Genomic DNA, 13,325 nt, shown 5'->3' on the forward strand with positions numbered 1-13,325 from the left:
TTTGCCGATTCCACCGGATTTGCGCCGCGATTCCTGATCCCGNNCNTTTAGATGCCCTTAGTACCTGTTAGTTCTGACAGTAGGCAGTCGGCGCCTCCGGCGCTTTCATACTTGTGGGAATTCTCCCGTTCATTGTCCTTGCAGTGGTGGTTCTGGTCATTCGGCCGGAATACCAGGGATTGGTGTTTACGTCATGTCTTAGAGGGATCAATTATGGCAGTGCAACCGTTTAAAAAACTGCAAGGCATGGAGATGGAGTTCGTCTCCGGGAAGTTGGAAGAATATCCACGCGATCGCGCCATCGGTTACACCGTTACTTTTAAATTGGTTCTGGATTTCGCGTGCTTTGTGCAGATGGCCAATGCTCATATACCTGGATATTTAAACTTTCCAAAAAATGCCATCAGGCCCTCGTTGGAAGGGTTCGCCAGCCATGACAGCTTCAACTATTTAGAAGATTCGGCCGGAAAAATCGGTAGCACAGAGGAGTTGTGCCGCCTTTTTACGGATCCAGAAAACTACAACGATCAGTGGTCCGCCGGGGTCTTGCAGCGACGCCCTCACAAACCTGAATTCTCATTTGTCGATGGGCAACTGCAAGTGGTCGCCACAGTAGATTATCGCCATTCGAAAAAACGCCCGATTCTGGTGAGTGATTTGCCGGTCATTAAATTTCAATGGGCATTAGACCTGTTGTTGGGGCACAACATGGCGGGTGATTCCCTTGCGCCGGGGACAGTCGTCATACTTGGCTATGCCTTGGAGGAGTTGGTGGAGGCGGAGGGATTGCAGATGAATAAAGGTACACGGTACATGGTTGGCAGAACGCTTGATTTCGGTGCCATCCGTGAGGCGCAGATTCTGACGGCGGGATGATTGAGCGCTGGTGTGTGATGTTTTTGTGCCTGACGACCGCTGACGTGAGCCCTTCTGTTTCGAACCTCCCTGCGCAAAAGTTGCGAAGGGAGACCTGCAGTTGGAAAACTGCAGGTGAGTAGGCTTTTATCCTGGGATTCTAATAGAAATAAAGCACAAAGATGCCGTTGTCAGGCCGCGCAAGCACCTCTTTCAGGTTGTTCTTTCCTGTATCGATTTTCTGGATAACCTCCAGGCTTACAGCATCCAGAACCCAGATGAACGCGGAGGTAAACGTAACGACATAGAGGTGCTTACCGTCGGCGCTCACCGACACATGTCTCGGCGATTTTTCGCTCCAGGCAACATTGATGATTTTGTTGGTAGCCGTATCAATTACCGCAATTTCGCTAGCACTGATATCGGCCACATAAAGGCGAGTACTGTCCTGGTTCAGGGCCATCGAGTAGGCAGATCCAGTGATCGGTATTCTTGCGACAGTTTTTAATTTTTCAGTGTCAATGACGTCAATAGCGGTTGGATCGGAGTCCGACTCCGCGTCGCCCCCGTGGGCAAGGTACACACGCGAACCGCTGGAATTGATAGCGAGGCCAAAAGGCCACGGATTGATCGGCAGCGACAGGACAATGGACTGAGTGCTTGTATCGACTGCTTTCAAGTACCCATTGATTCCCAGTGTGTTACAGGCATAGAGACGTTCGCCGCTTGAACTCACCACCATATAAGGTGAGCCGGATTCGAGGTCGGCGCCTTTCTTGATGTCGTGAGTTTTAGTGTCGATCTCCCAAATGTAATTCGAGTAACGACTGTTGACGTAAGCATGGTCACCGTTCGGGCTTAGGCCACCTAACGTTTCGCCTCCCGTTTCAGGTGAGTAGCTATGAACGATTGTCTGAGTACGGGTATCCATTGCGCGGACATAACTGACGCTGCCATCCGGGGATTGAACGAAATACAGCCGTGAAGCATCCCGGTTGAGGGTGAGGCCGTGGATGCCCTGGACCATCTGTATATTGTCGTTCGCCCGCGTCGCCAGGGGGGCAGCGTGCGGGTAGCTTATCTGGATCTGCGCAAATGGGCCGTGGTGACGGGAGGTCGCCTTTTCCAGGCGCAGGTCTGTCAGAGACCTGAGTGCAACGTGAATCTCTGCGCGTTGCTCGCATGTTTGAAATGGCTGGTTGTTGATTTTTACTCGATAGCTCAGTTCATGTCGGCCTTCGGTGAGGTCCTCGGGCTTCACATGGATCGTCAAAGGCGATCCGGCATCCGCAGTTGTGATGATGTGTCGAGCAATGACTTTGTCGTCGAGCAGTAGCTCCAGTTCGTTGTCTGAGGCTAAACACGGGTCGGCAATGGTTACGTTCACCCCATTGTAGGGAAAGAAGTCTTCGCGGGAGGCAAGCCTGATTCCGGTGTCTTTCCAGTCGAGAGTGTCGAGATTAACTTTCACCGACGGTGCAGTCAGTGACGTGCGTGTGCTGTTCATGGGGCAATTCCTGGATCAATCTGCGTTCGGGGGGGGGCATCGTAAATCCTTGCGAGTGCCTCGGTCGAACGCGACACGGCTTGAGTGCAGGACGCGCAGGCTCTGCGCTACGACCAACATTCAATACGCCCCTCTATTTCCCCCCTCTGCAAAAGTTGGAAGGTTTCTTGCAATAGTCGCCCTGCGCCTCTTTCAGGCGTCAAAAGTTTGCTTTAAAGAAACGGGGAAAACCGGTGGATCGCTCTCAGTTATTCAACACTGCACGCACAAACGTTGCCGACTTGAGTCGGGGCAACCTGGGTGTGCCGTTGTTGCTGCTGGTCATGCTGGCCATGATGATGCTGCCGGTGCCGCCGTTCCTGCTCGACGTGTTTTTTACCTTCAACATTGCGCTGTCCATCGTCGTGCTGTTGGTGTGCGTGTATGCATTGCGGCCGCTGGATTTCGCAGTATTCCCGACCATCCTGCTGATTGCGACCCTGCTGCGCCTGGCGCTGAACGTGGCGTCTACGCGGGTGGTGATGCTTCATGGTCAGGACGGCCACGCCGCCGCCGGTAAGGTGATCCAGGCCTTCGGTGAAGTGGTGATTGGTGGTAACTATGTGGTCGGTATCGTGGTGTTCGCGATCCTGATGATCATCAACTTCGTGGTGGTGACCAAGGGCGCCGGGCGGATTTCCGAGGTGAGTGCGCGGTTTACCCTCGACGCCATGCCCGGCAAACAAATGGCGATCGACGCCGACCTCAACGCCGGCCTGATCGACCAGAACCAAGCCAAGTCCCGCCGCCTGGAAGTGGCCCAGGAAGCCGAGTTCTACGGCTCCATGGACGGTGCCAGCAAATTCGTACGCGGCGACGCCATCGCCGGCCTGCTGATTCTGTTCATCAACTTGATCGGCGGCATGGCAGTCGGCATCTTCCAGCACGGCATGACCTTCGGCGATGCGGGCAAGGTGTACGCCTTGCTGACCATCGGTGACGGTTTAGTGGCGCAATTGCCATCACTGTTGTTATCTACAGCTGCAGCCATCATGGTGACCCGTGCTTCGGGCTCCGAAGACATGGGCAAGCAGATCAGCCGGCAGATGTTCGCTTCGCCCAAGGCGTTGGCCGTGGCGGCGGGTTTGATGGCAGTGATGGGCCTGGTGCCCGGCATGCCGCACTTCTCCTTTCTCAGCATGGCGGCCTTGGCTGCTGGCGGCGCATACCTGTTCTGGAAGAAGCAGAACGTGGTCAAGGTTCAGGCCCTGCAAGAGGTCAAGCGTCAACAGGAGCTGCTGCCATCGCCAGCCCGTGCCATGGAAACCAAGGAGCTGGGCTGGGACGACGTGACGCCGATCGACATGATCGGGCTGGAAGTCGGCTATCGCCTGATTCCGCTGGTGGATCGCAACCAGGGTGGTCAGTTGCTCGCGCGGATCAAGGGTGTGCGCAAGAAGCTGTCCCAGGACCTGGGCTTCCTGATGCCCACCGTGCACATCCGCGACAACCTCGACCTGGCGCCCAGTGCCTACCGCCTGACCCTGATGGGCGTGATCCTCGCCGAAGCGGAGATCTACCCCGACCGCGAACTGGCGATCAACCCCGGCCAGGTATTCGGCACACTCAACGGCATAACCGCCAAAGATCCGGCTTTTGGCCTGGAAGCCGTGTGGATCGAAGTCAGCCAGCGCAGCCAGGCACAGTCTTTNGGTTACACCGTGGTCGACGCCAGCACGGTCGTGGCGACGCACTTGAACCAGATTCTGTACAAGCACTCCAGCGAACTGATCGGTCACGAAGAAGTCCAGCAACTCATGCAATTGCTGGCCAAAAGCTCGCCGAAACTGGCTGAAGAGCTGGTGCCGGGGGTGGTCTCGCTGTCGCAGTTGCTCAAGGTGCTGCAGGCCTTGCTCGCCGAACAGGTGCCGGTGCGCGACATTCGCAGCATTGCCGAGGCCATCGCGAACAATGCCGCCAAGAGTCAAGATACTGCCGCGCTGGTGGCTGCGGTGCGCGTCGGATTGTCCCGTGCAATCGTGCAAAGCATTGTAGGGGTTGAGTCTGAGCTGCCTGTTATCACCTTGGAGCCAAGGTTGGAACAAATATTGCTCAATAGTATTCAGAAGGCAGGGCAAGGCCAGGAAGAGGGCGTTCTGCTGGAGCCAAGCATGGCTGAGAAGCTACAGCGTTCGTTGATCGAAGCCGCGCAGCGTCAGGAAATGGCGGGTCACCCGGTGATTCTGCTGGTGGCCGGCCCGGTTCGCGCGATGCTTTCGCGATTCGGCCGACTGGCAGTCCCGGGTTTGCACGTTTTGGCTTATCAGGAAATTCCTGACAACAAGCAAGTGACTATTGTCGCGACAGTAGGGCCCAACGGCTGAGGTAGTGGGATATGCAAGTTAAGCGTTTTTTCGCCGCCGATATGCGTCAGGCCATGAAACTGGTACGTGATGAGCTGGGCGCCGATGCCGCGATTATTGGAAACCGCCGTATTGCCGGCGGTGTCGAGCTGACGGCTGCCCTGGATTACAAATTGTCGGCGCTGGCCCCGCGTGTTCCGAACATGGAACTCGAGGATGAGCTGCGCAAGACCCAGTCGCGGATCGTCACCGCCCAGGCCGAATTGAGCCTGCGTGGCGACGGCGAAACCGAAGGCGACAAGACCACCAATCGCCAGTTGTTCGCCGGCCTGCCGTTGACCGCCGCCGAGCCGCTGATCGAGCCGACGTATGCCGAACCTCGTCGCTCGGCGCCAGCCCCGGCACCTGCCGCTGGCGGCGTCGATCCACGGGCGTTCGATTCGATGCGTTTCGAACTCAACAGCCTGCGCGAATTGATGGAAGTACAACTCGGCTCCCTGGCCTGGAATCAGCTGCAAGGCAGCCGTCCGGCCCAGGCCAATCTTTGGCGTCGCCTGCAACGTATCGGCCTGTCCGGCCCGTTGTCCCGCGACCTGTTGGCACTGATTACCGACATTGACGAACCCCGTCAGGCCTGGCGCATGTTGCTGGCCCACCTGGCACGGATGATTGNCACACCGGAAGTCGAACCCCTGGAAGAGGGCGGTGTGATCGCCATGGTCGGCCCTGCCGGCATGGGCAAGACCACCACCCTGGCCAAGCTGGCTGCGCGTTATGTGCTCAAGTACGGCGCGCAGAATATCGCGCTGGTGAGCATGGACAGCTACCGTATTGGCGCCCAGGAACAGCTTAAGACCCTGGGCCGGATCCTCAACGTGTCGGTAACCCACGTTGATCCGGGCCAATCGCTGGTGCAGGCGCTGGATCCGTTGCTGCGCAAACGCGTGGTGTTGATCGATACCGCCGGCCTTCAGGCCAGCGACCCGGCATTGCGCATGCAGCTGGAAAGCCTGGCTGGGCGTGGCATCAAGTCAAAAAATTACCTGGTGCTTGCAACCACCAGCCAGAAACAGGTTCTTACCGCTGCCTATCACAGCTACAAGCGCTGCGGGCTCGCTGGCTGCATCCTGACTAAACTGGATGAAACGGCAAGTCTGGGCGAGGTGTTGAGCCTGGCGATCAGTCATGAATTGCCGGTGGCCTACCTGACCGATGGCCCGCGTATTCCGGATGATTTGCATCTGCCGCGCCGTCATCAGTTAGTCAGCCGTGCTGTCAGCGTGCAAATGCAAGAAGAGCCTAGCGAGGAAGCGATGGCCGACATGTTCGCTGATATTTACCACAGCCCGACCAAGCAGGTTGGCTGAGGTACTAATGAACAGTTTTTGTACCTACATCGATGGTCTGCCATGCATTGTTCAGTTATTGAGCGCGCAGCCAGTAATGTGGCCTCCGTCTATGCAAGACAAGGTAAAGAAATAAAATGGGCAGCATGCATCCCGTACAGGTGATCGCGGTGACCGGCGGCAAAGGTGGCGTCGGAAAAACTAACGTGTCAGTGAATTTGTCCCTGGCCCTGGCAGAGCTTGGCCGTCGGGTCATGCTGCTGGATGCTGACCTGGGGCTGGCGAACGTCGACGTTCTGCTGGGGCTGACACCCAAACACACCCTTGCCGATGTGATCGAGGGCCGCTGTGAGCTGCGCGACGTTCTGTTGCAGGGCCCTGGCGGTATTCGCATCGTTCCGGCCGCGTCCGGCACACAGAGCATGGTTCATCTGAGCCCGGCCCAGCACGCCGGCCTGATCCAGGCGTTCAGTGACATCGGCGACAACCTCGACGTGCTGGTGATCGACACCGCCGCCGGGATCGGTGACTCGGTAGTCAGTTTCGTTCGCGCAGCGCAAGAAGTCTTGCTGGTGGTGTGCGACGAGCCGACCTCGATCACTGATGCCTATGCGCTGATCAAACTGCTGAACCGCGATTACGGCATGAACCGCTTCCGTGTGCTGGCCAACATGGCCCAAAGCCCGCAGGAAGGGCGAAACCTGTTCGCCAAGTTGACCAAGGTCACGGATCGCTTCCTCGATGTCGCCTTACAATACGTTGGCGCGGTGCCATACGACGAAAGCGTGCGCAAGGCCGTGCAGAAACAGCGCGCCGTCTACGAAGCGTTCCCGCGGTCCAAGTGCGCCCTGGCGTTCAAGGCGATCGCGCAGAAGGTCGACACATGGCCGTTGCCCGCCAACCCGCGCGGGCATCTGGAGTTTTTCGTCGAGCGATTGGTGCATCAGACCGCAGGACCCGTCCTATGACAGCCAGTGGCTACAACCTCTACAAGAAGTCGGCACGTGACGCGCAGTACGAGCTGATCGAGCGTTACGCGCCACTGGTCAAACGCATTGCCTACCACTTGCTGGCACGCCTGCCTGCCAGTGTACAGGTTGAAGACCTGATCCAGGCCGGCATGATCGGCCTGCTCGAAGTGTCGACCAAATACGACGCGAGCAAAGGCGCGAGTTTCGAGACGTATGCGGGTATCCGTATCCGTGGTGCGATGCTCGATGAAGTGCGTAAAGGGGACTGGGCGCCGCGTTCGGTACACCGCAACACGCGAATGGTCAGTGACGCAATTCGTGCAATTGAAGCAAAAACAGGTCGTGACGCTAAAGATCATGAAGTTGCGGCCGAACTCCAATTGAGTCTCGACGATTACTACGGGATTTTGAACGATACCTTGGGCAGCCGCCTGTTCAGTTTCGACGACCTGTTGCAGGACGGCGAACACGAAGGGCTGCACGAGGACGGCGCGAGTGCACATCTCGAACCGTCGCGCGACCTGGAAGATGAACGCTTCCAGGGGGCGTTGGCGGAAGCGATTGCCAATTTGCCTGAGCGTGAGCGACTGGTGTTGGCGCTGTACTACGACGAAGAGCTGAACCTCAAGGAAATCGGTGAGGTCCTGGGGGTCAGCGAATCGCGTGTCAGCCAGCTGCATAGCCAGTGCGCGGCCCGTTTGCGGGGGCGTTTGGGGGAGTGGCGAGCGCGCTGAAGGCAGTGTGGGGACACTGCGAACGAGGCCGGTGGGGTGTTGAACTGCACCGGTCGCGATCTGTTGTGCTCCAGACAGTCATCGAGTGCATTGCCGGATTGATTGAAATGGCGCGTCCAGGTGCTGGGCGCGTTTAAGACTGCTTGGAGGTCGAATTGGACAAGAACATGAAAATCCTCATCGTTGATGACTTCTCAACGATGCGGCGGATCATAAAAAACCTGTTGCGTGACCTTGGGTTCACCAACACGGTCGAGGCGGATGACGGCCTGACGGCGATTCCTATCCTCAACAGCGGGAGCATCGACTTTCTGGTAACCGACTGGAACATGCCGGGCATGACCGGCATCGACTTGCTGCGTCACGTGCGCGCCGATGAAAAACTGCGCAGCCTGCCTGTGCTGATGGTGACCGCCGAAGCCAAGCGTGAACAGATCATCGAAGCGGCCCAGGCCGGTGTTAACGGCTATGTGGTCAAACCCTTCACGGCCCAGGCGTTGAAAGAAAAAATCGAGAAGATTTTCGAACGCATCGGTTGATCCACTGCGCCACGGGGGAGCTATGGAGCATAAAGAATCTTCACTGGGCGATTTTGAATCGACCCTGAAAAAACATGCCCACCAGTTGGTCGAAAGCCTTGAAAAAGGCCAGTTCGGCGACGCGGTGCAGTTAATCCATGAGCTTAACCAGACCCGTGACCGCGGCCTGTACCAGGAAGTGGGCAAGCTCACACGCGAGCTGCACAGTGCGATCGTCAATTTNCAGATTGACCCGAACATGCCGCAAGCCGAGGAAGTGTCGCAAATCACGGACGCCACCGAGCGCCTGGGGTATGTGGTCAAGCTGACCGAGGCCGCCGCCAACCGCACCATGGACCTGGTGGAAAACGCCACGCCCCTGGTCAACAGCCTGAGTGAAGAAGCCCAGGCGTTGAGCACGGATTGGGGGCGGTTCATGCGTCGCGAAGTCGGGGCTGAAGAGTTCCGCGAACTGGCCCGGCGTGTCGACGGTTTCCTGACACGCAGCAGCGAAGACAATCGCAAGGTTGCCAGCAACCTCAATGACATTCTGCTGGCCCAGGATTACCAGGACCTCACCGGTCAGGTGATCAAACGCGTGACCCAGTTGGTCACCGAAGTGGAAAGCAACNTGCTCAAGCTCGTGCTCATGGCCAGTCAGGTAGACCGCTTTGCGGGTATCGAACATGACCGTGATGCGATGCTGGCTGAAAAAGATCCACAAAAACATCTCGCCAAGGGTGAAGGTCCGCAGATTCATGCCGATAAACGTGAAGACGTTGTGTCCGGTCAGGACGATGTGGACGATTTGTTATCCAGCCTAGGATTTTAGAGTTTTAGCATTTTAGGTTTTTTAGGTTTTTAAACCTGTTAGGAGCACCCCCTTAATGAGCTTCGGCGCCGATGAAGAGATCCTTCAGGATTTCCTGGTTGAGGCCGGCGAAATTCTAGAGCAACTGTCCGAGCAACTGGTCGAGCTGGAAAGCCGCCCGGATGATGCGAACCTGCTCAATGCAATTTTTCGCGGTTTTCACACTGTAAAAGGGGGCGCCGGCTTCCTCCAGCTCCATGAGCTGGTGGAGTGCTGTCACATCGCCGAGAACGTATTCGACATCCTGCGCAAGGGTGAGCGACACGTCGACTCGGAACTGATGGACGTGATTCTCGAAGCATTGGATGCGGTGAACAGCATGTTCACCGAAGTTCGCGAACGCAGCCCGATTACGGCTGCCACGCCTGAATTGCTCGCGGCACTGGCCCGTCTGGCCGAGCCGCAAACGGCTGATGAATCTGCGCCGGTTGCTGAAGTGGTCGAAGCACCTGCCGCTGAAGAATCGGGCGACATCACTGATAACGAATTCGAACAATTGCTGGACTCGCTGAACGCTGTCAAGGCTCAAGCCGAAGCGCCGGCGGTTGCTCCAGTGGCGGCTGCCGATTCGGCGGCCAGCGACGAAATTACCGATGCCGAGTTCGAGTCGTTGCTCGATCAACTGCACGGCAAAGGCCAGTTCGCCGTCGACGCGGTGGCACCGGCTGCTGCACCGTCTGCTCCGAAAGCGGCCGGCGACAGCTCCGATATTACCGACGACGAATTCGAAGCACTGCTCGACCAGCTGCACGGCAAGGGCAACTTTGCGGTGGACGCGCTGGAATCGGCCATTGCCGCCGTACCCGCCGCGGCTGCGCCAACCGCGAAAGCGGCCGGCGGTGATCTGATCTCCGATCACGAGTTCGAATCGCTGCTCGACGAATTGCATGGCAAAGGCAAATTCACTGAAGTCGGCACAGGTGCTGCGGTGGCTGCTCCAGCCGCCAAGGCTACTGCGCCGAAACCGGTTGCCAAAGCGCCCGAGCCAAAAGCCGAAGCGCCGAAACCGGCGGCTGCCGCTGCACCGGCTCCAGCCCGCGCACCGTCCGCGCCGCCACCGGAAAAACCGGCCAGCGAAGCCGAGACCACCGTGCGGGTTGATACCGCACGCCTGGACGACATCATGAACATGGTCGGCGAACTGGTGCTGGTGCGTAACCGCCTGGTGCGCCTGGGCCTGAACAGCGGCGACGAAGCCATGCAGAAAGCCGTGTCGAACCTCGACGTGGTCACTGCTGACTTGCAGACCGCGGTGATGAAAACGCGGATGCAGCCGATCAAGAAAGTCTTCGGCCGCTTCCCGCGTCTGGTTCGCGACCTGGCACGCCAGCTCAAGAAAGAAATCAACCTGGAACTGGTGGGTGAAGAAACCGACCTCGACAAAAACCTTGTCGAGGCCCTGGCCGACCCGCTGGTCCACTTGGTGCGCAACGCCGTCGACCACGGCGTCGAAACCCCGGAAGAGCGCGAAGCCTCGGGCAAGTCCCGTAACGGCAAGGTGATCCTGTCCGCTGAACAGGAAGGCGACCATATCCTGCTGTCCATCTCCGATGACGGCAAGGGTATGGACGCTGATGTCCTGCGCGGCATCGCCGTGAAGAAAGGCTTGATGGACAAGGATGCAGCCGATCGCCTCAGCGAGTCCGATTGCTTCAACCTGATCTTCGCGCCAGGTTTCTCGACCAAGACCGAAATTTCCGATGTCTCCGGACGCGGCGTGGGCATGGACGTGGTGAAAACCAAAATCGCCCAGCTCAACGGCACGATCAATATCTACTCGACCAAGGGCCAGGGCTCGAAGATCGTCATCAAGGTGCCGTTGACCCTGGCGATCATGCCGACCCTGATGGTGATGCTGGGCAACCAGGCGTTCGCTTTCCCGCTGGTCAACGTCAACGAAATCTTCCACCTCGACCTGTCGCGCACCAACGTGGTGGACGGCCAGGAAGTGGTGATCGTACGCGACAAGGCGTTGCCACTGTTCTACCTCAAGCGCTGGCTGGTGGCATCGGCCAAGCATGAAGAGCAGCGCGAAGGCCATGTGGTGATTCTCTCCGTGGGCACCCAGCGGATCGGCTTTGTCGTCGATCAACTGGTCGGCCAGGAAGAAGTGGTCATCAAGCCTTTGGGCAAAATGCTGCAGGGAACCCCGGGCATGTCGGGTGCGACCATCACCGGTGACGGTCGGATCGCGCTGATTCTCGATGTTCCGAGCATGCTCAAGCGTTACGCCGCACGGCGTATTTGATTCTGGTGGNGCNGGGCGACTNNGCCNCGCNCCGTCCTAACGGAGTGTTTATGGCAGTCAAGGTCCTGGTGGTGGACGATTCGGGTTTCTTCCGCCGCCGCGTCTCGGAAATTCTTTCCGCCGATCCAACCATCCAGGTGGTCGGTACGGCCACTAACGGCAAAGAGGCGATTGATCAAGCCATTGCGTTGAAACCGGACGTGATCACCATGGACTACGAGATGCCGATGATGGATGGCATCACGGCTGTTCGGCATATCATGCAGCGCTGCCCCACCCCGGTGTTGATGTTCTCCTCGCTGACTCATGAAGGCGCCCGGGTAACCCTGGATGCGCTGGACGCCGGCGCGGTGGACTTCCTGCCGAAGAATTTCGAAGACATCTCCCGTAACCCGGAGAAGGTCAAGCAACTGCTGTGCGAGAAAATTCTCAGCATCTCGCGCAGTAACCGTCGTGCCAGCACCTACAGCGCACCGGCCCCGGTCGCCGCGCCAGCCCCGACGCCTGCGCCTTCGAGCGTCAGCAGTTACGGCAGCAGCACGCCTTCGCGTCCGGCTCCGGCACCCGTGCCGGTGCGTACCCACGCCCCGGCCTCGTCCGGCCCGTCGTCGCCCGCGCCAAAACGCAAAGCCTACAAACTGGTGGCCATCGGTACGTCCACGGGCGGTCCGGTTGCCCTGCAGCGGGTGTTGACCCAGCTGCCGGCCAATTTCCCGGCGCCGATCGTGTTGATCCAGCATATGCCCGCGGCCTTCACCAAGGCCTTCGCCGAGCGCCTGGACAAGCTGTGCCGCATCACCGTCAAGGAAGCCGAGGATGGCGACATCCTGCGTCCTGGCCTGGCGCTGCTGGCGCCGGGTGGCAAACAAATGATGATCGACGGCCGTGGCGCGGTGAAAATCCTGCCGGGCGACGAGCGTCTGAACTACAAGCCGTGTGTGGATATCACCTTCGGTTCGGCGGCAAAGTCCTACGGCGACAAAGTTCTGGCGGTGGTGCTCACCGGCATGGGCGCCGACGGCCGTGAAGGCGCTCGCCTGCTCAAGCAGGGCGGCAGTGCAATCTGGGCCCAGGACGAAGCCAGCTGCGTGATCTATGGCATGCCGATGGCCATCGTCAAAGCCGACCTCGCCGACGCAATCTACGGTCTGGACGATATTGGCAGGCACTTGGTCGAGGCGTGTATCTGATGGATGTATTGAGCCTGATTGGCATCATCATGGCGTTTGTCGCAATTATCGGCGGCAACTACCTNGAAGGCGGTCACCTCGGCGCATTGGCCAACGGCCCGGCGGCGCTGATCGTACTCGGTGGGACCATCGGCGCGGCATTGCTGCAATCACCGATGAGCGCCTTCAAACGTGCCATGCAAATCATTGGCTGGATTCTGTTTCCGCCTCGCGTTGATCTGGCCGGCGGCATCGACCGCGTCGTCAACTGGAGCCTGACCGCGCGCAAGGAAGGTTTGCTCGGTCTGGAAGGGGTGGCCGATGCTGAACCTGACAGCTACTCGCGCAAAGGCTTGCAGTTGCTGGTGGACGGCGCCGAGCCGGAAGCGATTCGCAGCATCCTGGAGGTGGATTTTCTCACCCAGGAAAGCCGCGACATCAACGCCGCCAAAGTCTTTGAAAGCATGGGCGGCTACGCGCCAACCATCGGTATCATCGGTGCGGTGATGGGCCTGATCCACGTGATGGGCAACCTGGGCGACCCGTCGCAGTTGGGCAGCGGCATTGCCGTGGCGTTTGTCGCCACCATCTATGGCGTGGCGAGTGCCAACCTGGTGTTGTTGCCGGTGGCGAGCAAGCTCAAGTCGGTTGCCATGCGCCAGTCGCGTTATCGCGAAATGTTGCTGGAAGGGATCCTGTCGATCGCCGAAGGTGAAAACCCTCGCTCTATTGAGTTGAAGCTTCAGGGCTTCATGGATTGATGG

General features: G+C 58.5%; 11 protein-coding genes. 10 read left to right on the top strand and 1 reads right to left on the bottom strand.

The features are described from left to right. The first annotated feature begins 213 nt into the window (after positions 1-213). Positions 214-876, top strand: a complete 663-nt coding sequence (locus B7L09_RS25960) for a hypothetical protein (RefSeq protein ID WP_094471246.1) — start codon at positions 214-216, stop codon at positions 874-876. 139 nt (positions 877-1,015) lie between these two features. Here the strand turns inward: B7L09_RS25960 and B7L09_RS25965 are convergent, their stop codons facing one another. Beyond that, complete coding sequence (locus B7L09_RS25965; protein WP_010456942.1) at positions 1,016-2,362, bottom strand: YncE family protein; 1,347 nt, start codon at positions 2,360-2,362, stop codon at positions 1,016-1,018. 233 nt (positions 2,363-2,595) lie between these two features. Between B7L09_RS25965 and flhA the strand changes: the two genes are divergently transcribed. The 9 genes from flhA (at position 2,596) to B7L09_RS26010 (ending at position 13,322) form a co-directional block, all read left to right on the top strand. Further along, positions 2,596-4,725: a flagellar biosynthesis protein FlhA gene (gene flhA / locus B7L09_RS25970; protein WP_094471247.1), complete on the top strand. Its 2,130-nt coding sequence runs from the start codon at positions 2,596-2,598 to the stop codon at positions 4,723-4,725. Positions 4,726-4,736: 11 nt separating this feature from the next. After that, positions 4,737-6,071, top strand: coding sequence for a flagellar biosynthesis GTPase FlhF (flhF, locus tag B7L09_RS25975; RefSeq protein ID WP_094471248.1), 1,335 nt, complete (start codon positions 4,737-4,739; stop codon positions 6,069-6,071). A gap of 116 nt (positions 6,072-6,187) precedes the next feature. After that, entirely contained in the window at positions 6,188-7,018 is an 831-nt protein-coding gene (gene fleN, locus B7L09_RS25980) for a flagellar synthesis regulator FleN (protein ID WP_094471249.1), read from the top strand. Continuing rightward, entirely contained in the window at positions 7,015-7,755 is a 741-nt protein-coding gene (gene fliA / locus B7L09_RS25985) for an RNA polymerase sigma factor FliA (RefSeq protein WP_094471250.1), read from the top strand. The genes fleN and fliA overlap by 4 nt, the downstream gene beginning before the upstream one ends. Positions 7,756-7,922: 167 nt before the next feature. Beyond that, positions 7,923-8,294, top strand: coding sequence for a chemotaxis response regulator CheY (locus B7L09_RS25990; RefSeq protein WP_176457772.1), 372 nt, complete (start codon positions 7,923-7,925; stop codon positions 8,292-8,294). 22 nt (positions 8,295-8,316) lie between these two features. Continuing rightward, a complete protein-coding gene (locus tag B7L09_RS25995) occupies positions 8,317-9,105 on the top strand; it encodes a protein phosphatase CheZ (protein WP_094471252.1) in 789 nt (262 codons plus the stop codon). Positions 9,106-9,160: 55 nt separating this feature from the next. Beyond that, entirely contained in the window at positions 9,161-11,392 is a 2,232-nt protein-coding gene (locus B7L09_RS26000; protein WP_094471253.1) for a chemotaxis protein CheA, read from the top strand. Positions 11,393-11,442: 50 nt separating this feature from the next. Continuing rightward, on the top strand, positions 11,443-12,582 hold the full coding sequence (locus B7L09_RS26005) for a protein-glutamate methylesterase/protein-glutamine glutaminase (RefSeq protein ID WP_094471254.1): 1,140 nt from the start codon (positions 11,443-11,445) through the stop codon (positions 12,580-12,582). Next, positions 12,582-13,322, top strand: a complete 741-nt coding sequence (locus B7L09_RS26010) for a flagellar motor protein (RefSeq protein WP_094471255.1) — start codon at positions 12,582-12,584, stop codon at positions 13,320-13,322. The genes B7L09_RS26005 and B7L09_RS26010 overlap by 1 nt, the downstream gene beginning before the upstream one ends. The last annotated feature ends 3 nt before the right edge of the window (positions 13,323-13,325 follow it).

The sequence above is a fragment of the Pseudomonas mandelii genome (genome assembly GCF_002251635.1).
Classification (GTDB): domain Bacteria; phylum Pseudomonadota; class Gammaproteobacteria; order Pseudomonadales; family Pseudomonadaceae; genus Aquipseudomonas; species Aquipseudomonas mandelii_B.